Genomic DNA, 22,510 nt, shown 5'->3' with positions numbered 1-22,510 from the left:
ACTAACTATGTCCTATTTACTAAATTGTTTGAAAATAGCTATCACATGTATGTATAATATTACAAAAACTTTACAAATTCAAGTGGAATTTTTAAAAAAACTAAAAATTTATTAAATTTCCATTTGGGCAAATCTTTAACATTTATTGATTATATTAAAAAATATGAAAAAAAACTAGCATTTTCGCTAGTTTTTTTAAATAATTCGACTTTTTTTACTATTCTTTCAAGGATTGTATCGTTTTATTATTTTTTTCAAATCATCTAACTGTAAAGATAGTAATTTTTGGTAGGGAAGTTTGCTTGTTTTTAACGTATTTTGAATTAAATAATAACCTATACAGTATCCTAACATTTTGGGATACCCGCGTTTTCCATATAATAGATTCATATGTTCTTTTTCATAGTTTTTCACATGTAGATTCGGTACAACAAATTGTAAATAGTATTTATTGCATGTTTCGTTATTGTAATAGTTGGTCCATTTCGAAACATAGGCTTCACCTAGTTGGTCTTTCACAGCACTTTCTGCTAAACCCTCTATTAAAATCGAATCAAAAAAAGTATATTCATCCTCTTTCTTTTTTTCTCTTCTTAACACACAAATGTGGTTATATTCGTGAGTTAATAGTGCTTTTAATTCGTTTTTATTTATATGCTCAGGTAAAAATAAAAACAACTTATCTTTAAAAGCAACACCTGATTTCCCGTTAAAATCTTTTTGAATTTCTCTGTTATATACATCAGACGGAAAGATAAACACTGGAATAGTAGGACCATTCCATTTTTTCTTTAATTCTTTGTATGCTTCCTGAACAATACCCCACACATCTTTTTCTTTAAGACTATCTATTGTCTCAAGTCCACCTCTAACAGGGCAATACATACCATGACTACGCAAATAATCATACAATTCCTTATCTGTAACATCTTCAAAAAATAATAAAAGTCTTTTACAAAGTTTTAACGGTTCAAAATAATCTTGTTGTAGCCATTTATCGGTTTGTATAATCGGCATTTTATACATCCCTTTACATATGTTTTCAACATTTTATGTAGAAGAGTTCAAATGGGTGAAAGGACTAAGTATTAGCTTATAAGCGATATTTACAAAGTCCCTTGTTGGAAATAGTTCTATTCCAGTGTTAAAAAAACACCCAAAAGTAAGATTATAAATCTAACTTTTGGGTGTAGTATTATTCGTATTTCTTAAATATTATCGTTGCGTTATGTCCTCCGAAACCTAATGAGTTACTTAAGGCAACTTTTACTTCTCTTTCAATTGCTTTATTTGGAACATAATTAAGGTCACATTCTGGATCTGGAGTTTCAAGGTTAATTGTAGGTGGAATTATGGACTGTTCAATAGCTTTGATTGAAAATATTGCCTCCACACCTCCAGCTGCACCTAATAGATGTCCTGTCATTGATTTAGTAGAACTAACCGCTATATTATAGGCATGGTCTCCTAATACTTCCTTAATGGCCATTGTTTCGTATTTATCGTTATATTCCGTACTAGTACCGTGAGCGTTAATGTAATCAATATCTTCCGGCTTTAGTCCGCCATCATTTATTGCCATTTTCATTGCTCTTGCTCCACCTTCACCAGCTGGTGCAGGTGCTGTAATATGATGGGCATCTCCAGTAGAGCCATATCCTACGATTTCAGCGTATATTCTTGCGCCTCTCTTTAACGCATGTTCTAACTCTTCCAGTACTAGAATTCCAGCACCCTCTCCCATAACAAATCCATCACGATTTTGGTCAAACGGTCTGCTTGCTGTTTTAGGGTCTGTATTGAATGATAATGCTTTCGCAGAGCTAAATCCAGCAAACGATATGTCTGTTAACGGCGCTTCTGTACCGCCTGTTACCATAACATCTGCATCTCCGCGTTGAATTACTTTAAAAGCATCTCCAATACAATTTGTTCCTGTCGCACATGCTGTTACTGTACAAGAGTTTACCCCTTTTGCACCTAATGCGATCGAAACCTGTCCTGTAGCCATATCTGGAATCATCATTGGTACAAAAAATGGACTAACACGTCTTGCACCTTTTTCTAAAAACGTTCTATATTGATTTTCGAACGTTTCCATTCCACCAATACCAGAACCTACCCAAACACCTACACGTGGAGCATTTGACTCATCAATTGTTAAATCGGCATCTTTTACTGCCATAAATGATGCTGCAACTGCGTATTGAGTAAATCTGTCCATTCTTCTTGCTTCTTTTTTATCCATAAATTTTTCAGGATCAAAATCTTTGAGCTCCGCAGCTACTTTAGCTGGAAACAACTCTTTATCTACTCTCGTTAAAGGTCCTACCCCCGAAACTCCGTTAATAGCATTTTGCCATGCTGTTTCTGCGTCATTTCCGATAGGTGTTACGGCTCCTAAGCCAGTTACAACTACTCGCTTTTTCATTTATTAGTACCCCTTTCAGTTACTTTCTTTCGATTATCTTCCCCAACGGATGGCAATAGCACCCCATGTTAAGCCGCCACCAAACCCGACCATCACTACTAGATCATCATCTTTTATTTTTCCATTTTCTAATTCTTCCACAATCGATATTGGAATGGAAGCTGCCGAAGTGTTTCCATATTTATGAATCGTTTTCGACATTTTTTCAACTGGTAAGTTTAATCTTTCTCTTGCTGCTTCCATAATTCTAATGTTTGCTTGATGAGGAATAAGGAAATCTACGTCCTCTTTTGTTAAACCAGCCTTTTCGATAACATTAACTGCAGATTCTCCCATTTGACGAACAGCAAACTTAAATACTTCTCTACCATTCATTTGAATATATTCATCTTGATACAAATGTTTAGCTCCCGTACCGTCTGAACCTAACTCAAATGATAAAATACCTCTTCCTTCTGAAACTGGGCCTAACACAACCGCTCCTGCCCCATCTCCGAATAATACTGCTGTATTTCGATCCGTCCAATCGGTAATTTTTGAAAGTTTTTCTACACCTACTACTAAGATATGTTTATATACATTTGTTTCAATAAACTGTTTTCCTGTTATTATTCCGTACATAAAGCCTGCACAAGCTGCACTAACATCAAATGCTGCGGCCCGATGTGCTCCTATTCTTTCTTGAAGAATGCAACCTACAGATGGAAAAGGCTGATCTGGAGTTACGGTTGCAACAATTATCATATCAATTTCCTCTGCGGAAATACCAGCATTTTCAATCGCACGTTTAGCTGCTAATGTTGCCATATGTGATGTATCCATTGTGTCTTCAGCAACTCTACGCTCTTCTATACCTGTTCTTGTTTTTATCCATTCATCTGATGTATCAACCATTTTTTCTAAGTCTGCATTTGTTAGCACTTTTTCAGGTACGTAACGACCAATTCCCATTATCCCTGCATTCATTTCGCTACACCTAACTCTCTAAAATTTATTATCAATTATTATGACTTGGTACTAATTTTATATTATTTTTTGTTGATTGACAACTATTTAATAACTATTTTAAAGCTATTGATGGTTTTAACTGTAAATATAGGATTAAGTAATAGAAGTCCAGATAGAAATAATAAGGAAAAAACCTATTTATATAAGACATTTACCCAAACATGTTAATAGTAGCGGAATAAGATAGAAGTAGAAAGCAAAAGTACAGTATGTTAAAGGGGGATGGAATATGGAAAATAGTAAAGTGGAAGAGGTACAAGTACAAGAACAAGAAGTTGATCCTTTTACACGGTTAATGTTTGGAACACCTCCATCGGCACCAAAGACCGAAACAAAACAGAACGAAACACCAACACAAGAAGGAAGTTTACCTAATTACGATATCATTTTAGAACAAGTTGATTCTATTATGGAATCGGTCAACCGTTTAAAACCTTTAGTAAAAGAGTTATCCCCATTATTAGATTTAATACGAAAAAAATAGAGGACTAGAATGTTTCTAGTCCTCTTTACGTGCTAAACCTTCTTGTAAGCCAAGTTCGTATGCTTCATCCATTACTTTCGTTAGTAAAGAAATCATTGGTTGAATTTGTTCAAGATTCAACTCTACCCCTGACTCTTCAAGGAACTGTTTCGCTTCAGGTAAATGTTTCATGGCAATTTGCATATACAACATATTTTTTTCCATCGTTGTCACCTCTATTGTTGGTTTGGTAGTAGACCTGTTTGTTTATATAATGTAATATGATTTTCAATAGATCGTTGGAACTCTTCATCCACTAACGGGCTAAATGCACCTAGTGATATTACTTCGTCCTCAAAATCAAAAAATAGAGAGCCGGCAGTTAACTGCCCATCTTGAAAACGTCGTGCAACTATTTCGTAAAGCTCCGGTACATGTTGAATAGTACTCGTTAAAACTGTATTTTCTCCTAAATCTGATTGATCTGAGACGTATCCAATTGCGTATAAGCCTTTTTCTTTTAACGTATTAATTACAGGAATATTATATCCATCACCTGCTGGATAAACAATATCAACATCATTTTCTAACATTTCATTAAGCAACATTACCGCTAATTCTGGGTCGTCCCAATTTTGAGTGAATTCGATATGAACTTTTATATCTGGATTTTCAAAATAAGCACCTTCGAAATACCCGTCTACCTCTGGCTGCCATTCAAACGCAGCAAGCACACCGATATTATTCGTTTCTGTCATATGACTAGCTACCATCCCGGCAAAAAAGCCCATTGCATTAGCATTAAAATTTAAGGACGTTACATTTTCACCATATACTGCTGCATTAAAGCATACAAAATGAATATGTGGGTAATCTTTCGCTATTTCATTAAACACTTGTGCATATTGATTGCCGTGACCGAATATAAGATTAATTCCTTTTTCATCATATTCCTTTACTGCACTTTTTATAGAAGCTGATTCCTCTATCCCTTCCATATAAAATACATCTACGTTAAATTCGGATTGAATTTTTAACAATCCCTTGTACCCTTTTGTCCCCCATACTTGATCATGAATGGTATCTGGAACTAATAAGCCTACCTTATGTAATTTTTCTGATTGTTCAACTTGTCCACATCCTGCTAAAAAAAGGACAAGAAAGAATAAGAATGAAATAGTTCTTATTTTCATAAAAAAAGCACCATCCTAAAAGTGAGTTTTAGTTGGATTTTTACCGAATAGATTGCATCAACATGGTGCATAAATATTATTATTCTATAATCCTTTTACTTCGTAATTTTATCATGACGAATCTTTTCTGTAAATGTAGTCCTTCTTCTACTGTAATAGTTGGTTTATACGAAATAAAATCCCAAATTATTTTGTCGTTCTCGTTTATCCAGACATCTACTTCTTTGACTGGGATATTAAGCTCTTTACTAATTATTTCCCAAGAATTTTTTTCTGGATTAGTTGCAAATAATGTGGTCTCTGTTACCTTTTCTTCCCACAAGGCAACTAACGCTTCACATAAATTTTCTATATAAAGATAATCTTTTCTTTTAATTTGTAGTTCTTGTTGTTGTTCATCGTTACGTTCTATCCGTTGAAAAATAGCCTGTTGAATAGGGGAAGATTCTGAATCCCACGGTCCAAAAAGTTCTGGAGTAATTACTGTAATATATTTATCATTCGAATTAGTTAAGTTCCTATTATTATGTTGTAATGCAGAACAAGTTACAATGACTTTTTGCACACAGTTTGATAGCTGATTAATTTGTTCTACTTCCTCTTCTGTCCACTCTTTTTCCGCACAAATAAATAAAACATCATATTCTTCTTTATCTACATTCGATTGTAAATCTTGCATCAGTGCATATTGAAAAAAAGCATTCCTACCAATTTCCATCAATTTTTCTTCTTCTGATTCCGTCCGTTTTATTATTGGATCAACCGCTAAAACATCAAATTCCTTTGAGATTAATGTTTGGCATAATTGAAAACCTATAAAGCTAGTAGCACCAACAACTATTGCACTACTCATATTTTCCACACCACCTCTTTAATAACTTCTCTCAAACATCTTATACAGTATCGTATGCAAAAACATAATAATAGTCCCTATCATCGAGAATTCGAAGTAGGGACTTTATAGCCTATGTTCATACTTACGGAAAAATTGACAAATGGAATATCCGTAACTATATCGTTTTTCAACTAAATGAAAGGTAAGTTGGATTGGACTTTGCTCTTTTTTTCTAAGTTCTTCAAATTTTTTGCAATGACGATTTGGGTCATAAATGAACCCCGTTGTCGTTTGCCATATTTTAACTGGAATAGTCGTTTTAAATTGTTCCATTTTTAGTAATTTTAGTTCATTATCCATTTGTTCTATCGGAAAGTTATATGCTTCTGCTATTTCTCGTCTCAACTTTTTAAAGAAAAACCTTCGTTCCTTTTCCTGTTCTAAATGATTCTGTAAATCTAAGCATGGGTTAATCATTGCAACCGATCTTAATTGATGAGGCATTTCCTCCATTAATTGCAAAGCTATTAAACCACCCATTCCTTCTACTAAAATATGAATTTTATCATTCAATATTTCTTGTTTAAGGACAATATGGTACAGCTGTTTTACAAAATCTTTTGCTTTTTTACTCCCCCAATTTGTACCGTACAAATTGGAATAAAAAATAGTGTACCCTTCTTCTAATAACTGAGAGATTATTCTCCTTCGGCCTAAATGCTGTATCCATAAGCTTTTTTCTTCATCTACGAAGTGGTTCGTATCTCCAAGAATGAGAACTCCAAAACCGTTAGGCTTTTCCGGTACATGTACGATATTCCATTGCCCACCCATGTAAAAAATCCTAAAATCTTTATTCATGACCATCGTGCCTCCAGCTCCATACTTGTATACTGTATGTTATGATAAAAAAAATGCTATGTTAAAGGCGAAAGTTGGATTTTTTACTTCAAATAAATGAAATGCAGACAGAAAGCTGTATGAAGACGTAGTAAATTTTATAGATACATAATTTAAGCTACGTCCTTATTAAATTGATTCGACTGTTTATTCTACATCGTGACTTAGTTCCATTTTTAAGCGTTCAATCGTTTCTTTCCCTAATGAGGTTAGATTTGTTTCTTCTTGTTCTAACAACAGCTCCAATTCTAACAATTTTTCAACATTACTCATGGAATCCAGCTCCTTTTAGAAGTTCTTCTCATTTTTACATTTATTATATGCTTTATTTATGGTAAAATATCCGAAGAATAATATTGTACACTTCAAGAAATGGAGGGGAAGATCGTTGCGTATCATTGCTACTTTATTTTGGACACTTCTTCTTGTGAACATGATTTCATATGTAGTTGCTAGTATGCAGGGGGATACATATAATTTTATTACCTCTTCTATCGTAGCCGTTATATTTGCTGGATTTGTAATGTTGATTGGTAAAGCGCTACCAAACGAACCAGTGGAGAAGCATTAATTTTTATACTTTTCTGGAACAAAAGAACTTGGCCAAGTTGGACAAGTTCTTTTGTTTGTAGAAGATATCTTCTCAAGCTTCTACATATATAGTTCTATTTTATTGTTAATTTTCCTTCTTCCAAACCAATATTTATTTGGCTATCCTCTTTTATTGCTCCACGAATTATTTCTTTAGCAAGTAGCGTTTCTACATGCTTTTGTATATATCTTTTTAAAGGTCTTGCACCATAGGTTGGATCGTATGCAGCATCAACGATATAATCTTTCGCCTCATTCGTAATAGTTAACGACATTTGCTTATCTTTTAAACGAAGCTGTAGTTCTTTCATCAATTTATCTACAATTCCTTTTATTATCGCTTTATTCAAAGGAGTAAAGACTATCGTATCATCTATTCTATTCAATAATTCCGGACGGAAATGTTGCTTTAATAAAGTAAGAACTTTTTCTTTCGCTTCCTCAAGCTCATCACTTTCTAATAAAATATGGGAACCTATGTTAGATGTCATTATAATAACAGTATTTTTGAAATCAACAGTTTTCCCTTGAGAGTCTGTTATGCGTCCATCATCTAACATTTGTAACAAGATGTTAAATACTTCTGGATGCGCTTTTTCGATTTCATCTAATAATATGACCGAGTATGGCTTTCTTCTTACGGCTTCCGTTAATTGTCCACCTTCTTCATATCCAACATAGCCTGGAGGTGCCCCAATCAACCTAGATACCGCATGTTTTTCCATGTATTCTGACATATCGATTCTTATTAATTGATCCTCACTATCGAACAATGAATGAGCTAATGCTTTTGCTAATTCTGTTTTTCCTACTCCAGTTGGTCCTAAAAAGATAAACGAGCCGATTGGGCGGTTCGGATCTTTTATACCAGCACGAGCACGAAGAACTGCATCGGCTACTAACTCAACCGCTTCATCTTGACCTATTACTCGCTCATGTAAAACTTCTTCGAGCTTTAACAGCTTTTCTCTTTCGCCTTCTACTAACTTTGTTAACGGTATGCCAGTCCACTTTGAAACAATGCTAGCAACTTCTTCTTCTGTTACTTCTTCTCGCAATAGTCGGTTTTGTTTTTCAGTCTGCGAGTTTACTTCTAATTGCTGAATTTCTTTTTCAAGGGCTGGTAATTTACCGTGTCTAATTTCTGCAGCTTTATTGAGGTCATATTTTTCTTCGGCCTCTTCTAATTCCCTTTTTAGTCGCTCTAATAGCTCTCTTTTTTCTCGTATACCTTGGATCGATTGTTTTTCGAGCTCCCATTGTGCCTGTAAATTGGATACTTTTTCTTTTAATGTAGCAATTTCTAGTTGAACTTTCTCTCTTCGCTCTATAGACACTTTGTCTTTTTCTTTACTTAACGCAGCTTCTTCGATTTCTAATTGCATCACTCTTCGCGTAATTTCATCTAATTCACTTGGCATCGAGTCAATTTCTGTCCGAATTGTTGCACATGCTTCGTCTACTAAATCAATTGCTTTATCGGGCAAAAATCGCTCTGAAATGTAGCGATCTGACAATGTAACAGCAGACACAATGGCACGGTCTTGTATCCTAACTCCGTGGTGTATTTCAAATCGCTCTTTTAAACCACGTAGTATGGAAATGGCATCTTCGGTTGAAGGTTCACGAACTAACACTTGCTGGAACCTTCTTTCTAATGCTGGGTCCTTTTCAATATATTTACGATATTCATTTAATGTTGTCGCGCCAATACAATGAAGCTCCCCTCTAGCTAGCATCGGCTTTAGCATATTTCCAGCATCCATGGCTCCTTCTGTTTTTCCTGCTCCGACAATAGTATGAAGTTCATCAATAAAAAGGAGAATGTTTCCATCACTTTTTCGCACTTCATTTAAAACAGCCTTTAAACGTTCTTCAAACTCTCCACGAAACTTCGCACCTGCAACTAGAGCACTCAAATCTAATGAAAAAATTGTTTTATCTTTTAATCCTTCTGGCACATCCTTTTTCACTATTCTTTGAGCTAACCCTTCTACAATTGCCGTTTTACCTACGCCAGGCTCCCCAATTAAAACTGGATTATTTTTCGTTTTTCTTGATAATATTTGAATGACTCTTCTTATTTCTTCGTCTCGTCCGATAACAGGGTCCAGTTTACCGCTCTTTACTTCTGCAATTAAATCTCGTCCATACTTTTTTAGCACTTCATATGTCCCTTCTGGCTGCTGAGTTTCCACTTTTTGATTCCCCCTTATCCTTTTTATTGTTTCTTCTACTTTTGAACTGGAAAGATTATACGATTTTATTATTGTTCGTAATTCATAATGATTTGTTTTTTGGACGAATGATAAGAAAAAATGTTCAACGGAAATATAAGCATCTCCCCATTTTTCTCTTAACGTATCTGCATGTTGGAATATGTGTAGTAGCTGAGGAGAGACGTGTGGTTGTTGAGATTGTTCACTTGTAATTTCTGGATTATTCAATAAAATTGTATTTACTTCCTCTAATAACTGTCTTGTGTTTACAGAGAGCAATTCTAATATTCTTGGTACTAATCCACCTTCTTCTTTCATTAAACAGTACAGTACGTGCTCAAGTTCTATTTGCGGATTTTTCTTTTCTTTGGCGAGCGCTTGTGCGTTTATTAATGCTTCTTGTAGTTTCTCTGTTAACTTATTCATCTCCATGACCAGCTTCTCCTTTGACCAATATTGACCTTAACTATATTATAAGCAATGCATAAAAAAACGACAAGAAATTAGAAGAGAGCCACCCTAACAGTAGGATGGCTTTCATAAAATCACGAGATCCTGCGGAATAAGCTCCAGTTTGTTTGGACCTGAGCGAGCCGCCTCCGCTTTTCTGACTGTCTAGCTACGGCGGCTAGGTCCGGCTCAAACTTCACTTTTCCTCCGTACGATAAGTCAACATCGGCTCTCTACGTTCGCCGTGTTTCCTTTATCTCCTACCGGAACAGTCCAGTTTGTACGGGCCTGTTCGAAGCGCCTCCGCTTTTCGGATTGTCTAGCTGCAGGGGCTAGCGGCTCGAGGTCACAAGTCAATGTCAAAGAGCGACCTGCTAGCCGGCTTGCCTTGTGCTTGTCGCCGCTAAACGAGCCCCTTCCGCTTTTCTAGTTTACGGTTTTCTTTTTCTTGCCCATACTCTGTTGTGGTTAGATGTTTCCGGGAATGTGTCTCCTGCTTTTAGAGTGACACGTTTAGGGTGAAGTACTGTACTTCCTGTTTCACCAATTTCTAAATATGTTCCATTATTCGGAGCCTTCTGTCCAGGCTTGAACTGATTGTTTTGACCCATGCTGTATCCCTCCAATATTAAGAGCGTACATATACATTTTCCCCAGTGAGCAGGTTTTTCATGAGTCTTTTTCTTTTCCGAATAAATCCAACTGTTAATCCGTTACATTTAACGCAATTTTAGCGTAGCGACTCATACGGTCTTTACTCCATGGCGGGTTGAATGTAATGTTTACATCTACTTCTTCTACGCCTTCAATTGGTTCCACTTTGTTTTTGATATCTTCTACTATTGTTCCTGCTAACGGACAACCTATCGAAGTTAATGTCATTGTAATCATTACTTTTCCATCATTAATTTCACAATCGTATAATAAACCTAAATTGACAATATCGATACCTAATTCTGGGTCATTTACCTCTTCTAATACTTCCATTACTTTATCTTTTAATTCAGCCATTTTTATTGCCTCCTTATTTTTATAAATGTTCTGCAAACCAGTTTGCCGTTGCATACATTCCTTCTTTTGAAACTTTATGACTTCCATTAGGATCTATCACTAATTTAACGTTGGATCCTTCAGGAATTGTTTCAGCAAATTTTTGTATATGGTGTACTGGCACTTCTTTATCTAAAGCTCCATGCCAACAATATAATGGGCGTCCATTAAGTAGTTCCGGTTTTTTACTTAAATCGAATGGTTTTAATTGCTCTAACGCTTCAGCAATTTCTACCTCACTTAATGTTATTTGCCCCTTAAGTGCATTTAATTTTTCTAATGCAAATTGCTCGTATGAAGGAGTACCCATTAAACTAACTGCCGCTTTTATCCATGAATATTGTGTTAGGCATCCTAACGTCGTAATTGCGCCCATGGACGTACCTGCAACTCCAATTCTTGCTTCTTCTATCTTTCCCTCTTCTATATAAACTTTTCGTAACGTATTTACATCTGTAATATTTGTTAAGACAATCTTCCAAAAAGTTGCTGCTAACTCATGCGGTTGTAATCTTTTTCCTCTCTCTCCGTGATAAAGGCTATCTGGTAAGACAACACGAAAACCTTTTTCAGCCATTAAATACGCATAAGAGAGATTCATTTCTTTCATACTTGTTATACCATGAAAAAAGAAAATGGTTGGGGCTTTTTCATTTTTTATGGATTGATCATAAACTTCCAATAACGGTATTTCCTTTATTTTTCGTTTTTCTATATGTATCATTACTAATCCCCCTATACGACTTTTCCTTTATAAGTGTAACATGTAGAGATTTTTTTTAAAAAAGGTTACACTTGAAATAGAAAATATTTCATAGAGCAAGGAGTAAATATGACAAATAACAAACATTTAATTGCAGTAGATTTAGATGGCACCTTATTATCCGACGATAAAAAAGTTTCACAACGTAATAAAGCAGCCTTACAAGAGGCAATGAAACAAGGTCATGAAGTAGTGATTGCAACTGGTAGACCGTTTAGAGCAAGCTATATGTATTACCAAGAAGTTGGGATGACAACTCCAATTGTTAATTTCAACGGTGCTTTTGTACATCATCCACAAAATGATAACTGGGGAACTTTTCATGAACCACTTAGCTTAGATGTTGTAAAGGACGTTATTCAAGTAAGTGAAAAATACCAAATCCATAATATTCTTGCCGAAGTAATGGACGATGTTTACTTTCATTTCCATGATGAAAAATTACTTGATATTTTTGGTTTTGGAAATCCTCGTATGGAAACTGGTGATTTAAAACAAATATTAAAGAAAGACCCTACATCTGTCCTTATCCATGCTAGTGAGGATGAGGTAGAGAAAATTAGAAAGTACTTATCTGAAGTGCATGCCGAAGTTATTGATCACCGACGATGGGCTGCCCCATGGCACGTTATTGAAATTGTTCGTTCCGGAATAAATAAAGCAGTAGGATTAAAAAAAGTTGCGGATTATTATAATATCCCGACCTCTAACATTATTGCGTTTGGTGATGAGGATAACGATTTTGAAATGATTGAATTTGCTGGAGTTGGTGTTGCGATGGGTAATGCAATTCCTCAATTAAAGGAACGAGCAAATGTTATTACGAAAACAAATGAAGAAAACGGTATTGCGCACTTTTTAGAAAAAAACTTACTATAATTTTTAAAAGAGCCATTTATTGCCCCTTATATATTTTACGATATTTCTCACACTAAGAAATGGACAACGTAGTTCATGTCCAATTGTGATAAGGGGGAATTCTACTATGGGCAGAAGCAACAAATCAAAACGCTTTGTACAACAAGGGAAAAACTCCGTTCAGCAACACGATCAACGAATTCCGTATCATCTTACGCTAGAACAATCGGAACGAAAAGCAGAAAAAATGGAAAATTCTTCGCTTGGAGGAATATAAATGAGCAATCAATTATTTCAATCCGCACGCGAAGCTGTTTATAACGTTGAACAAGTTGCAAGTTCCGGACAAGCCTCTGTACAAAATGAAATAAACGTTGCAAAAAATGCGCTATCCTCCGCATACGCAAATACAACTGAAGCTGAACAACGCCAGCTTCGGGAGCTACAAGAACGTTTAAAGAAATATGAATAATAATTAATAAAGAGTGCCAATTATTATATTGGCACTCTTTATTATTTCAGCTATTTTTGAAAAGTTGTTAAATAATTTTGAGTGGTTGTTAAGTAATTTTCGTTACTTGTTAAGTAACTTTGATATGATGTTAAGTAAATTTCCGTACCTGTTAAGTAAATTTAAAAAGGTGTTATGTAATTTTCAATACCTGTTAAGTAAATTTAAAAAGTTGTTAAGTAATTTTTAATACCTGTTAAGTAAATTTGAAAAGGTGTTATGTAATTTTCGTTAGTTGTTAAATAAAATTTCGAAACCGGGATCATATTCTCTCATACCACATAAAAACGGTTCTCCATTTTATTCTAAGAACCGTTTTTACTATTACATTTCACATATTTGGATTGAAGTTCGTAATAAATTTACATTCCCAGCCCTAGGCGAGCCACCTCCGGCCTTTCTAATCAAAATGTTCTAACGCAACATAGTATTGATTGATGATGGAGTCATCTTTGGCGCTCCGTACAAACAATATTAACGTTAAGGTACCATTCTTCGGAAGGTCTTCTTGATCGATGGAAATGTTTATCTCAAATGGAGACCAAGCTGGACCTCCTTCTGCCACCATCACGGGAGTTTCATCAATGAGGATGTTATGACCATCTTCTACCATATACATAAATTGCGCCTCGAAAACTCTCGCTTCTCCACGTACTATATACTCACCTTGCGCTCCCTCAACGGAAACATCTCGAAATGCATTATTTTCTGCTGGAACTTCTATTTTTGTTGTAGAGTATAGGGCAGCATCATTTACTTCCATTTCACTAATTTTATATGGCAAGAAATATATAAACATATCGTAACTACCTGGTGAAACTCTAGTTCCGTCCTCCCTTTTATAATCCCATACTGTTGTCCATTCTACCGACTCGCTAGCATCAATCGTAATCTGATTACCAACTGTCTTATTAGGATCATCTACTAACTTTCGGAAAACAGTGTCACCATCTTCTCTAATTACTAATTCAAAAATTTGATCGTTCAAAAACGATAAGTCTGCTTCTACTTCATTTTCATTCCGCAATTCTACTTTTATACCAACTTGTTCTGAGCTAGGGCTAGTTACGATCTCCGCCTTTAATCTATTTAAATCAACATATTCTGCTGGTAATTCTCTATCAACATCTATTATTGAACCTTCATTCGGCTCATTAGGTTGAAAGTTACAGCCGAATAGTAATAAAAAAATTAAAATTAATACTGCTAGCCACTTCATATGTACACCTCTTTTCATTCTCTTCTAAAAAAGCCGAAGATTCCAGTCGTTTGAACAATATTTGTAAAGGCTTGATCATCTACCTCTTTTATTATATGTTCCAAATCATATAACTCGTAACGAGTAATGACCATTAATAACATTTCTTTATCTTCACCTGAAAAAGCTCCTTTTGCTGGTAGCGTCGTTATTCCTCTTACCATTCTTGCATGGATAGCGTCTTTTAATTCTTTTCCTTTTTTCGTAATAATCATGGCTGTTAGTTTCTCATGTCGGGTATGGATAGCATCAATAACACGAGTAGAAGCATACAATGTAACTAATGTGTACAATGCTTTTTCCCAACCAAATAAAATACCAGCGGATAAAATGATAATAGCATTTAATCCAAAAAAGTAGGTACCAACTGGCTTGTCCTTCATTCTAGATAGTATCATTGCAATAATGTCCAGTCCACCAGTCGATGCTCCCCATTTTAATGTAATTCCTACACCAATAGCCGCTATGACGCCTCCAAACACGGCATTTAATAATATATCATCGTTCACCCGATAGATCGGTACAATCTCTAAAAATAGTGACATTAAAAATACACTTAAAAAGCTATATATAGTAAAACTCCTACCTACCTTTTTCCAAGCTAATATTGTAACAGGAATATTTAAAAGGAATAGTGTAACTCCTGTTGACACTGTAAATGGAAAATAGTCTTCTGATATTCTAAACAATAATTGCGCTACACCTGTAAAACCACTAGCATACACATCGGCAGGAATTAAGAAGAAATTCATTGCAATCGCGTTTAAAAAAGCACCGATAATAACAATTATTACTTTTTGAGCATGTTGTATAACCATCCGTATTACCTCCTATTCTATTGTTTCCCTTTTTATACATTCTTTACCCACCAATCCTTATTTTTAGCAAAAAAACCTTTCATTTTCCATATGTTAATTGTATGTTATATAATAAGAAGTCTATGAAAAGAAGGTGAAAATATTGGGAATTAAAATTATTGTTGATAGTGCTTGTGATCTACCTAAATCCTATTTAGAAGAAAATAACGTAGAATTACTTTCACTAAAAGTTTTGTATAACGAAAAAGAATACGATGATATGGTTTCTATTCAAGCGAAAGAAGTGTTCGACGCTATGCGAGAGGGTGCAGTAATTAAAACGTCACAAGCAGCTCCTACTCAAGCGAAGGAAGTGTTCGAGAACATCGCTAAGAATAAAGAAAGTGCTATTTATATCGCTTTTTCTTCTGAATTATCTGGTACATATCAAATGGCGATGTTAATGAAAAATGATGTTTTAGAGGAATATCCAGGTTTAGATGTTACCATTATTAATACGAAAGGTGCATCGTTAGGAATTGGATTAATTGTGAAAAGAGCAGTCGAACTTGCAAACATCGGGGCTTCTAAAGAAGAAATTATTGCCGAAGTAGAAAAATACGTAGCTCAAATGGAGTATGTTTTTACTGTTGACAATCTTGACTATTTAGCTAGAGGTGGGCGTGTAAGTAAAGCGTCTGCTTTCGTTGGAGGTTTATTAAATATTAAGCCATTACTTCATATGGAGGATGGGAAATTAATACCGATTGAAAAAATCCGTGGTCGCAAAAAAGTATTACGTCGCATGGTTGACCTTATGAAAGAGCGCGGGGGTAGTTTTGAAAACCAAACAATCGCAATTAGTCACGGTGACGACGAAGAAACAGCTCTTGTTTTAAAGGAAATGATTCAAACTGAGACAGGTGCAAACGATTTTTACATTCATTCAATCGGTTCTGCTATAGGCGCACATGCCGGTCCAGGTACGATTGCACTATTTTTCTTAAATAAAGACTACTTCTAATATGTTCGTATATTTTGGGTATTCTAATCTTATCCATTCATAAAGGAGAGATGAAGATGCCACATACGAGCGATAACGATAAAAAAGCAAAAGATAATAACGCAAAACGTCAAGAGAAAAATAAACAACGTGATGTTAATCGACAAAAAGGCGAGCGTCAATATTCTAAAAAAACGGATCACTTATAAAAAACGGAGTAGGGATTTCCCTACTCCGTCTTTCTGTATGTCCATCCTTCTTTTTGATAAACTTTTCCTTCCTTCATTAACCTACCTAAAGCTCTCTTAAATGCAGCTTTACTCATATGAAAGCGTTCTGTAATATCTTCTGGAGCACTTTTGTCACTATAAGGCATCGTACCGTTTCTCGTTTCCATATAGTCAAGTATTACTTGGGAATCTTCATCTAACGCTTCTTGTTTTCTCGGTAATAATGAAACATTAATTGTTCCATCTCTTTTTACATCGATAATTCTTCCTTCTACGATGTCACCCAGTCTCGGTTCTTCTTTTCTTTCGGAGTGATGAATAAAGCCAACATATCCTTCATTCGTAAAAATATAGCTTCCTACTTTTAATAATCGATAAATCGTTCCTTGAATATTTTTATTCAAAATCTCCTTTGGTGCAGCGACAGATTTATCTAACATAACATCATGTGTTGCAAGTTTTCCTAACAGCATCCCTCTGCGATCTGTTTTGATGCGACAAAAAAGAAGAGAACCTTCCTTCGGCCACAAACTCTCAAAAACAGGCAAATCTTCCGCTGGAATAAGCGCATCTTTTGATAAACCGATGTCGATAAATACACCTAAGTTACGTACCACTTCTATAACTTCAACCCAATCATGACTTTGATAACCTTTTGGCATATGCATCGTTGCAGAGAGGCGACCTTTTTGATCTGTATAAAGGAAAACTTTCACCGTTTCTCCAACTGTCACTTCTCCATTTACTTCGTTGCTATGTAAAAGAATGCTTTCTTCCCCATTCGTTAAACTAAATCCTAGCGGTGTTTCTCTTTCTACTTCTAGTTCTATTAAGTTTCCTACACGTAATTCCATCTATAATAACCTCTTTCATTTAATAATCATTTGTATGTAAGTTGTCCAAGTCGCTATATTTTACTATAATTTAGTATGTACATAAAGAAAAACTTACATTGATACAGTTTTAAACAAAAATACTTTTTTATTAGGAGGAAAATATTCAATGGCAAAAGACGCTTCATTCGATATTGTTTCACAAGTTGAATTACCGGAAGTAACAAACGCAATCTCGATTGCAATGAAAGAAATACAAACACGTTATGATTTTAAAGGGTCCAAAAGTAATGTTTCATTGGAAAAAGAAGAAATCGTACTAGTTTCTGATGATGAGTATAAATTAGAACAATTAAAAGATGTGTTAATTAGTAAGTTAATTAAGCGTAACGTTCCAACGAAAAACTTAAAGTATGGCAAAATCGAAAACGCATCTGGTGGAACAGTTCGTCAAAGAGCAACTCTTGTACAAGGAATTGATAAGGACAACGCAAAAAAAATTAATACTATTATTAAAAATTCCGGTTTAAAAGTGAAAACACAAATTCAAGATGATCAAATCCGTGTAACTGGTAAAAATAGAGACGACTTGCAACAAGTCATTGCTGCTCTAAGAGAAGCACAACTAGACGTGGAGTTGCAATTTACTAACTATCGTTAAAAATGGAGCAAGGTCCAGAGTTTTTCTTCTGGACCTTATTACTTTACAAACAATCCCATATTATATTCATCTGCATACGTTCCATCTTCAAACTTAATATGCTTTTTCTTCATTCCTTCGATAACAAATCCATACTTTTCATAAACATAAATTGCTCGTTCATTTGAAGCAAATACTTCCAAACAAATTTTTTCTATTACTTCATCTTGTTTTGCCCATTCAATTAGTTTTGTAATTAATTGACTGCCAATCCCTTTATTACAATATGCTTCTTGAATGCTAATTCCAAATTGACAAAGGTGCTGCACTCTTTTTCTTGTGCTTCGCGTTGCATTTAACATTCCAACAATTTCATTATGTACTTCCGCTACAAGCACAAAGTTATTGGCACGCTTTTGCTTTTCAATCCATTGTTCTTCTTCCTCGATAGTTAGAGTAAATTCCTCAACAGTAGTTAATAAATTTCTACCTTCTCCAAATACTACCTTACTATGTTTTAATATCCCTTCTGCGTCCTCCAAAGTTACTTTACGAATGTTAACACTACTCACTTGCAATCCCCCTTGCTTCATTCCGTTAATATTTTAAGGGTAGCATAATTTCACCATTTTTTCCTCATACTACGTTAATGATTAAATGATGGAGGTGCTTTAAAATGACAAGTTCTAATAATGAAAAGCAGACGTTACCACCTCAACAACAAAATAAACAACCTGGAATAGAGTCAGAAATGAATCCACTACCAGTTTGGGAAGATAAAAACTATAAAAGTAGCGATAAGTTGAAAGGTAAAGTTGCTATCATTACTGGTGGAGATAGCGGGATTGGTAGAGCGGTATCTGTCCTTTTTGCGAAAGAAGGAGCAACTGTTGTAATCGTTTATTTAAACGAACATGATGATGCCCAAAAAACGAAAGAAGCAGTTGAGAAACAAGGGCAACAATGTTTATTATTAGCTGGTGACGTAGGGCAAGAAGAGTTTTGTCAACACATCGTAGATGAAACGATAAAGCAATACTCTCGAATTGATATTTTAATTAATAATGCTGCCGAACAGCATCCACAGAATAGCATTGAAGATATAACAAGTGCACAACTTGAACGAACTTTTAGGACAAATATCTTTTCGTTCTTCTACCTTACCAAGGCGGCATTACCTTATATGACAGCTGGTAGTACGATTATTAATACAGCCTCCGTTACCGCATATGAAGGAAATGAAACGTTATTAGACTATTCAAGTACGAAAGGTGCTGTCGTCACCTTTACTCGTTCTTTAGCGAAACAACTAGTCACAAAAGGAATACGTGTTAACGGTGTAGCACCTGGTCCAATATGGACACCGTTAATTCCTTCTACGTTTAATAGCGAAAAAGTAAAAAGCTTTGGAGCGAACACACCGATGGGACGCCCTGGTCAACCAGTTGAATTAGCACCGAGCTACCTTTTACTCGCTAGCGATGATTCTTCTTATATGACGGGACAAATGTTACATGTAAATGGTGGAACTGCTGTTAGCGGGTAATGCATATGTAAAAAAGCTAGTCTCCTTCGTGTCGGACTAGCTTTCCACCATTTCCTTATTAAATTGTTGACATGTTTGTCTAACGATCATTTTATGCGGTATCGTAATTCGTTTTATCGGTTCGTCTGAGTCAGAAACAATATCAATCAATGTTTTAGTCGCTTGGAATCCGAGTTGATAAATATTTATATCTACTGACGTTAAAGGTGGCCTCGAGACTTCTGAAAGTAATAAATTATTAAAGCTAACAATGGAAATTTGCCCTGGGACACTAATACCCATTTCATGTAGCGTATTTAAAATACCTAATGCCATTAAATCGTCAGCAACTACTAAAGCAGTAGGTGGTTCATCTAAAGAAAGCAACTCTCTAATTGCTTCTTGTCCACCTTCTTTTAAAAATTCTTCATGAACGATATATTCATCTTTAAAAGGAATACCAACATTCCTTATCGCTTTTTCATAGCCAAGCAAACGATCTATCGTTACAACTAAGTTCACACTTCCTCCTACAAAGGCAATGGAATGATGACCTAGTTTTATTAAATGCTCCGTCGCTTCCTTTGCAGCTCGATAATTATCATTATCTACGTGAGTAATTTCCTCCTCGTGGGTAAATGGTTTTCCCACTACAACAAAAGGGAATTTGTTTTTTACTAAGTACTTTAAAACCTTATCCTCCACTTTCGAATATAACAAAATGATTCCGTCCACTCTTTTTCCTTGAACCATTTGTATGACACCGTCTAAAATTTCATCATCTGTTACACCCGTCGATAACTGAATAGCATACTGCTTATGATGAGCAGCTGTACTTATCCCACGTAACACTTCTGGGAAAAAGGGGTTTTGAAACGTCTTATCTACAGCTCCAGGCATTACTACCCCGAGTACTTTCGTAGATTGATTCGCTAAACTTCTCGCAATGAAATTCGGATGATACCCGAGTTCTTTCATCGCTTCCCTAACTTTCCTTTTTGTTTTCTCACTAATACGAGGGCTATTAGCTATGACTCGTGAAACAGTTGAAGGTGCTACATTCGCTACTTTAGCTACATCTTTAATCGTAACTGCCATGCACGAACCTCTCCCTTTCGTATAACCCCAATAGTTTTTAGATTTTTCTATATAGTACAATATATAATTTAGAAAGCATACAATTATTTTTTCCTTTTTGCACAATAACTTCGTTGGTTGATTTTGTAAAACAACGACCAGTTAGTACCTGGTAATAAAAGAATCAAGCTTAGCAATGAGTTGCACACGCTTTCATTTTTAGTCCTCTAATCATAAACATAAAAATCTTCCACAATTTACATGAACGGAGCAAACGAGAATTTGCTCCGCCATCTTTTTATTCTTTACTTTTCTTTTTTCTTCTTCTCACTAAGAAAATAACAAGTGCTGCAAAACCACCGTAAATAAATACCATTGTGCCGAGGAATAAATAGTTTAATCCTGAATCTTCAGTTACATTATAGATTTCAACCATATCACGATCTAATCCTACTTTATATACTCCATTAGTAGAACGAATTAGTTCGTCATTTAAAAAGCCTCTAAGCTCCTTGTTTTCACCGATAACTTCTTCTGGAATGTCACCAATTTTTGTTCCTGTTGAATTATTAATCGCAATTATGGCCATTTCGTCTTCATATTGTCTTTTAAAAATGGCGTATCCCCCGTCATCATGAAGTAATTCGAAAGTACCTTTCGTTAATGCGGGATGCATTTTACGAATTTCTGCTAATCGGCTAATATATTCAATTAACTCTTTATCTGCACGGAATGTCATATCACGTCTGTTATCTGGATCTTCCCCACCATCTAATGCTATTTCCGTACCGTAATACATAATCGGTATACCTGGTGCTGTATATAAGTAAGATAATGCTAATTTTATTCGCGTTACTGGATATTCTTCATTTCTTAACGCAACTCTTGTAAATCGTTCTACATCATGATTATCAATGAACGTCCCTAACATATTAGGATTAGAAAAATACGTCGAGTTATGAGCATAAATCGTATCTAATCTTCCTAGTGATTCGTTAGGTTTAGAAAAAACACGAGAGATTTCGTTATATAATGCAAAATCAACGAACGAATCTATCCCAGTTTCTTCATAAGCAGCTACATATCTTGGATCTGTGTCCCACACCTCTCCAATTAAGAAAAAGTCTTCTTTTACCGATTTCACTTCTTTTGTAAACTCTTCCCAAAATGATTTTGGTACATGTTTCACTGTATCAAGTCGATAACCGTCTATATTTGTTTCTTCAATCCACCATTTCGCCATATCAAGTAAATATTCTCTTACTTCTGGGTTGTCCTGATTTAAGTCAGGTAACCCGTAAATCCAGCCTCTTTCTACTTGCTCTTGGTTAGTCCAATCAGAAATGTTCCGATTCGGGTTAAACCAATCTTCCTTTTCAGGATCATTTAACCATTCATGTTCATATCCTGTATGATTCACGACTAAATCCACGATGACTTTTATATCGCGTTTATGTGCTTCTTCTACTAATTGCTTAAACTCTTCTAACGTTCCGAAATGCTCTTCTACTTCATAAAAGTCTTCTGCCCAATATCCATGATAGCCACCACTTTCATTTTTCACGATAGGAGTTAACCAAATAGCCGTGAAGCCCATATCACTAATATAATCTAATCGGTCCATAATTCCTTTAAAGTCCCCACCGTGGTATGCTTTTGGATCATTTCGATCTACTTCATAATCGTTACTCGTATCCCCATTATTCCATCGGTCAGTCATAATAAAATAAATAATCTCATCTTGCCATGCATGTTCTTCCTTTTCTGCTTGTACACTAGGAGCGTTGAAGCTAGAAAAAAGAAGAAACGGAACGAGAATGAGCAATAATACTCTTTTCTTCATTTCCGTTTCCCTCCTTTACAATCGTTTTTATA

Annotated in this window: 27 protein-coding genes; 9 read left to right on the top strand and 18 right to left on the bottom strand. The window is 35.2% G+C overall.

The genetic code is table 11. From position 1 onward, the window contains the following. Positions 1 to 225: 225 nt before the first annotated feature. The 3 genes from BC6307_RS04480 to BC6307_RS04470 all read right to left on the bottom strand — a co-directional run bounded on the left by BC6307_RS04480 (position 226) and on the right by BC6307_RS04470 (position 3,397). A complete protein-coding gene (locus BC6307_RS04480; RefSeq protein ID WP_066416661.1) occupies positions 226 to 1,017 on the bottom strand; it encodes a DUF2268 domain-containing putative Zn-dependent protease in 792 nt (263 codons plus the stop codon). 178 nt (positions 1,018 to 1,195) lie between these two features. After that, a complete protein-coding gene (gene fabF / locus BC6307_RS04475; RefSeq protein ID WP_066416662.1) occupies positions 1,196 to 2,431 on the bottom strand; it encodes a beta-ketoacyl-ACP synthase II in 1,236 nt (411 codons plus the stop codon). Positions 2,432 to 2,464: 33 nt separating this feature from the next. Next, positions 2,465 to 3,397 carry a beta-ketoacyl-ACP synthase III gene (locus tag BC6307_RS04470; protein WP_066416663.1) on the bottom strand — a complete coding sequence of 311 codons (933 nt, stop codon included), beginning with the start codon at positions 3,395 to 3,397 and terminating at the stop codon, positions 2,465 to 2,467. A 271-nt stretch (positions 3,398 to 3,668) separates the two neighbouring features. Here BC6307_RS04470 and BC6307_RS04465 point away from each other — a divergent pair, with 271 nt between their 5' ends. Then, complete coding sequence (locus BC6307_RS04465) at positions 3,669 to 3,923, top strand: hypothetical protein (protein WP_066416664.1); 255 nt, start codon at positions 3,669 to 3,671, stop codon at positions 3,921 to 3,923. Between the two features lie 15 nt (positions 3,924 to 3,938). Here the strand turns inward: BC6307_RS04465 and BC6307_RS04460 are convergent, their stop codons facing one another. The 5 genes from BC6307_RS04460 to BC6307_RS25465 form a co-directional block, all read right to left on the bottom strand. Beyond that, positions 3,939 to 4,127, bottom strand: coding sequence for a ComZ family protein (locus tag BC6307_RS04460; protein WP_066416667.1), 189 nt, complete (start codon positions 4,125 to 4,127; stop codon positions 3,939 to 3,941). A gap of 11 nt (positions 4,128 to 4,138) precedes the next feature. Continuing rightward, on the bottom strand, positions 4,139 to 5,095 hold the full coding sequence (locus tag BC6307_RS04455) for a BMP family ABC transporter substrate-binding protein (protein WP_066416669.1): 957 nt from the start codon (positions 5,093 to 5,095) through the stop codon (positions 4,139 to 4,141). Positions 5,096 to 5,174: 79 nt separating this feature from the next. Next, positions 5,175 to 5,948, bottom strand: a complete 774-nt coding sequence (locus BC6307_RS04450; protein ID WP_066416673.1) for a Rossmann-fold NAD(P)-binding domain-containing protein — start codon at positions 5,946 to 5,948, stop codon at positions 5,175 to 5,177. Between the two features lie 105 nt (positions 5,949 to 6,053). Further along, complete coding sequence (locus BC6307_RS04445; RefSeq protein ID WP_066416674.1) at positions 6,054 to 6,791, bottom strand: alpha/beta fold hydrolase; 738 nt, start codon at positions 6,789 to 6,791, stop codon at positions 6,054 to 6,056. 186 nt (positions 6,792 to 6,977) lie between these two features. Beyond that, a complete protein-coding gene (locus BC6307_RS25465; RefSeq protein ID WP_268874275.1) occupies positions 6,978 to 7,103 on the bottom strand; it encodes a hypothetical protein in 126 nt (41 codons plus the stop codon). A 115-nt stretch (positions 7,104 to 7,218) separates the two neighbouring features. On the opposite strand from BC6307_RS25465, the gene BC6307_RS04440 reads away from it, so the two are divergent. Beyond that, positions 7,219 to 7,401 (top strand): YjzD family protein, encoded by a 183-nt coding sequence (locus BC6307_RS04440; protein ID WP_066416675.1) that lies wholly within the window; start codon positions 7,219 to 7,221, stop codon positions 7,399 to 7,401. Positions 7,402 to 7,495: 94 nt separating this feature from the next. Here the strand turns inward: BC6307_RS04440 and clpB are convergent, their stop codons facing one another. From clpB to BC6307_RS04420, 4 genes are all read right to left on the bottom strand, one after another. Beyond that, a complete protein-coding gene (gene clpB / locus BC6307_RS04435; RefSeq protein WP_066416676.1) occupies positions 7,496 to 10,072 on the bottom strand; it encodes an ATP-dependent chaperone ClpB in 2,577 nt (858 codons plus the stop codon). 449 nt (positions 10,073 to 10,521) lie between these two features. Then, a complete protein-coding gene (locus BC6307_RS04430; RefSeq protein WP_066420074.1) occupies positions 10,522 to 10,701 on the bottom strand; it encodes a YjzC family protein in 180 nt (59 codons plus the stop codon). A 94-nt stretch (positions 10,702 to 10,795) separates the two neighbouring features. Further along, positions 10,796 to 11,101 (bottom strand): metal-sulfur cluster assembly factor, encoded by a 306-nt coding sequence (locus BC6307_RS04425; protein ID WP_066420075.1) that lies wholly within the window; start codon positions 11,099 to 11,101, stop codon positions 10,796 to 10,798. A gap of 19 nt (positions 11,102 to 11,120) precedes the next feature. Further along, the gene (locus BC6307_RS04420; RefSeq protein ID WP_066420076.1) at positions 11,121 to 11,864 is read right to left on the bottom strand and encodes a prolyl oligopeptidase family serine peptidase; all 744 of its coding nucleotides are present in this window, start codon (positions 11,862 to 11,864) and stop codon (positions 11,121 to 11,123) included. A gap of 108 nt (positions 11,865 to 11,972) precedes the next feature. Between BC6307_RS04420 and BC6307_RS04415 the strand changes: the two genes are divergently transcribed. The 3 genes from BC6307_RS04415 to BC6307_RS04410 all read left to right on the top strand — a co-directional run bounded on the left by BC6307_RS04415 (position 11,973) and on the right by BC6307_RS04410 (position 13,233). Then, complete coding sequence (locus BC6307_RS04415) at positions 11,973 to 12,782, top strand: Cof-type HAD-IIB family hydrolase (protein ID WP_066420077.1); 810 nt, start codon at positions 11,973 to 11,975, stop codon at positions 12,780 to 12,782. A 106-nt stretch (positions 12,783 to 12,888) separates the two neighbouring features. Continuing rightward, complete coding sequence (locus BC6307_RS24980) at positions 12,889 to 13,038, top strand: hypothetical protein (RefSeq protein ID WP_169714868.1); 150 nt, start codon at positions 12,889 to 12,891, stop codon at positions 13,036 to 13,038. Further along, positions 13,039 to 13,233: a DUF3813 domain-containing protein gene (locus BC6307_RS04410; protein ID WP_066420078.1), complete on the top strand. Its 195-nt coding sequence runs from the start codon at positions 13,039 to 13,041 to the stop codon at positions 13,231 to 13,233. It abuts the gene before it with no gap. A gap of 439 nt (positions 13,234 to 13,672) precedes the next feature. Here BC6307_RS04410 and BC6307_RS04405 read toward each other — a convergent pair whose 3' ends face one another. Both BC6307_RS04405 and BC6307_RS04400 read right to left on the bottom strand, forming a co-directional pair. Beyond that, on the bottom strand, positions 13,673 to 14,491 hold the full coding sequence (locus BC6307_RS04405; protein ID WP_066420079.1) for a Gmad2 immunoglobulin-like domain-containing protein: 819 nt from the start codon (positions 14,489 to 14,491) through the stop codon (positions 13,673 to 13,675). 14 nt (positions 14,492 to 14,505) lie between these two features. Next, complete coding sequence (locus BC6307_RS04400) at positions 14,506 to 15,348, bottom strand: YitT family protein (RefSeq protein ID WP_066420080.1); 843 nt, start codon at positions 15,346 to 15,348, stop codon at positions 14,506 to 14,508. Between the two features lie 142 nt (positions 15,349 to 15,490). Here BC6307_RS04400 and BC6307_RS04395 point away from each other — a divergent pair, with 142 nt between their 5' ends. Continuing rightward, complete coding sequence (locus BC6307_RS04395; protein ID WP_066420081.1) at positions 15,491 to 16,351, top strand: DegV family protein; 861 nt, start codon at positions 15,491 to 15,493, stop codon at positions 16,349 to 16,351. A 56-nt stretch (positions 16,352 to 16,407) separates the two neighbouring features. After that, the gene (locus BC6307_RS04390; protein ID WP_094366068.1) at positions 16,408 to 16,539 is read left to right on the top strand and encodes a DUF3941 domain-containing protein; all 132 of its coding nucleotides are present in this window, start codon (positions 16,408 to 16,410) and stop codon (positions 16,537 to 16,539) included. A 20-nt stretch (positions 16,540 to 16,559) separates the two neighbouring features. Here the strand turns inward: BC6307_RS04390 and BC6307_RS04385 are convergent, their stop codons facing one another. Next, the gene (locus tag BC6307_RS04385; RefSeq protein WP_066420082.1) at positions 16,560 to 17,414 is read right to left on the bottom strand and encodes a CvfB family protein; all 855 of its coding nucleotides are present in this window, start codon (positions 17,412 to 17,414) and stop codon (positions 16,560 to 16,562) included. A 148-nt stretch (positions 17,415 to 17,562) separates the two neighbouring features. On the opposite strand from BC6307_RS04385, the gene BC6307_RS04380 reads away from it, so the two are divergent. Continuing rightward, a complete protein-coding gene (locus BC6307_RS04380) occupies positions 17,563 to 18,054 on the top strand; it encodes a YajQ family cyclic di-GMP-binding protein (protein WP_066420083.1) in 492 nt (163 codons plus the stop codon). Between the two features lie 38 nt (positions 18,055 to 18,092). Here the strand turns inward: BC6307_RS04380 and BC6307_RS04375 are convergent, their stop codons facing one another. Further along, a complete protein-coding gene (locus tag BC6307_RS04375) occupies positions 18,093 to 18,605 on the bottom strand; it encodes a GNAT family N-acetyltransferase (protein ID WP_235858261.1) in 513 nt (170 codons plus the stop codon). 104 nt (positions 18,606 to 18,709) lie between these two features. Between BC6307_RS04375 and BC6307_RS04370 the strand changes: the two genes are divergently transcribed. Continuing rightward, complete coding sequence (locus BC6307_RS04370; RefSeq protein ID WP_066420086.1) at positions 18,710 to 19,579, top strand: SDR family oxidoreductase; 870 nt, start codon at positions 18,710 to 18,712, stop codon at positions 19,577 to 19,579. Positions 19,580 to 19,615: 36 nt separating this feature from the next. Here BC6307_RS04370 and BC6307_RS04365 read toward each other — a convergent pair whose 3' ends face one another. Together BC6307_RS04365 and BC6307_RS04360 are read right to left on the bottom strand one after the other, a co-directional pair. Further along, positions 19,616 to 20,656 (bottom strand): LacI family DNA-binding transcriptional regulator, encoded by a 1,041-nt coding sequence (locus BC6307_RS04365; protein WP_066420088.1) that lies wholly within the window; start codon positions 20,654 to 20,656, stop codon positions 19,616 to 19,618. Between the two features lie 277 nt (positions 20,657 to 20,933). Further along, a complete protein-coding gene (locus tag BC6307_RS04360; protein ID WP_066420090.1) occupies positions 20,934 to 22,478 on the bottom strand; it encodes an alpha-amylase family glycosyl hydrolase in 1,545 nt (514 codons plus the stop codon). Positions 22,479 to 22,510 lie beyond the last annotated feature (32 nt).

The organism is Sutcliffiella cohnii (assembly GCF_002250055.1).
GTDB classification, from domain to species: Bacteria; Bacillota; Bacilli; order Bacillales; family Bacillaceae_I; genus Sutcliffiella; species Sutcliffiella cohnii.
Note: the sequence above shows the minus strand (reverse complement) of the source record. Positions and strands in the feature narration are given on the sequence as shown.

Coding starts and splice junctions, on each gene's coding strand:
- BC6307_RS25465 (WP_268874275.1), bottom strand. CDS start 7,103: ATGAGTAATGTTGAAAAATTGTTAGAATTGGAGCTGTTGTTAGAACAA.
- BC6307_RS04470 (WP_066416663.1), bottom strand. CDS start 3,397: ATGAATGCAGGGATAATGGGAATTGGTCGTTACGTACCTGAAAAAGTG.
- BC6307_RS04390 (WP_094366068.1), top strand. CDS start 16,408: ATGCCACATACGAGCGATAACGATAAAAAAGCAAAAGATAATAACGCA.
- BC6307_RS04385 (WP_066420082.1), bottom strand. CDS start 17,414: ATGGAATTACGTGTAGGAAACTTAATAGAACTAGAAGTAGAAAGAGAA.
- BC6307_RS04450 (WP_066416673.1), bottom strand. CDS start 5,948: ATGAGTAGTGCAATAGTTGTTGGTGCTACTAGCTTTATAGGTTTTCAA.
- BC6307_RS04370 (WP_066420086.1), top strand. CDS start 18,710: ATGACAAGTTCTAATAATGAAAAGCAGACGTTACCACCTCAACAACAA.
- BC6307_RS04425 (WP_066420075.1), bottom strand. CDS start 11,101: ATGGCTGAATTAAAAGATAAAGTAATGGAAGTATTAGAAGAGGTAAAT.
- BC6307_RS04420 (WP_066420076.1), bottom strand. CDS start 11,864: ATGATACATATAGAAAAACGAAAAATAAAGGAAATACCGTTATTGGAA.
- BC6307_RS04405 (WP_066420079.1), bottom strand. CDS start 14,491: ATGAAGTGGCTAGCAGTATTAATTTTAATTTTTTTATTACTATTCGGC.
- BC6307_RS04415 (WP_066420077.1), top strand. CDS start 11,973: ATGACAAATAACAAACATTTAATTGCAGTAGATTTAGATGGCACCTTA.
- BC6307_RS04455 (WP_066416669.1), bottom strand. CDS start 5,095: ATGAAAATAAGAACTATTTCATTCTTATTCTTTCTTGTCCTTTTTTTA.
- BC6307_RS04380 (WP_066420083.1), top strand. CDS start 17,563: ATGGCAAAAGACGCTTCATTCGATATTGTTTCACAAGTTGAATTACCG.
- BC6307_RS04430 (WP_066420074.1), bottom strand. CDS start 10,701: ATGGGTCAAAACAATCAGTTCAAGCCTGGACAGAAGGCTCCGAATAAT.
- BC6307_RS04465 (WP_066416664.1), top strand. CDS start 3,669: ATGGAAAATAGTAAAGTGGAAGAGGTACAAGTACAAGAACAAGAAGTT.
- BC6307_RS04360 (WP_066420090.1), bottom strand. CDS start 22,478: ATGAAGAAAAGAGTATTATTGCTCATTCTCGTTCCGTTTCTTCTTTTT.
- BC6307_RS04480 (WP_066416661.1), bottom strand. CDS start 1,017: ATGCCGATTATACAAACCGATAAATGGCTACAACAAGATTATTTTGAA.
- BC6307_RS04460 (WP_066416667.1), bottom strand. CDS start 4,127: ATGGAAAAAAATATGTTGTATATGCAAATTGCCATGAAACATTTACCT.
- BC6307_RS04400 (WP_066420080.1), bottom strand. CDS start 15,348: ATGGTTATACAACATGCTCAAAAAGTAATAATTGTTATTATCGGTGCT.
- BC6307_RS04445 (WP_066416674.1), bottom strand. CDS start 6,791: ATGAATAAAGATTTTAGGATTTTTTACATGGGTGGGCAATGGAATATC.
- clpB (WP_066416676.1), bottom strand. CDS start 10,072: ATGGAGATGAATAAGTTAACAGAGAAACTACAAGAAGCATTAATAAAC.
- BC6307_RS04365 (WP_066420088.1), bottom strand. CDS start 20,656: ATGGCAGTTACGATTAAAGATGTAGCTAAAGTAGCGAATGTAGCACCT.
- BC6307_RS24980 (WP_169714868.1), top strand. CDS start 12,889: ATGGGCAGAAGCAACAAATCAAAACGCTTTGTACAACAAGGGAAAAAC.
- fabF (WP_066416662.1), bottom strand. CDS start 2,431: ATGAAAAAGCGAGTAGTTGTAACTGGCTTAGGAGCCGTAACACCTATC.
- BC6307_RS04410 (WP_066420078.1), top strand. CDS start 13,039: ATGAGCAATCAATTATTTCAATCCGCACGCGAAGCTGTTTATAACGTT.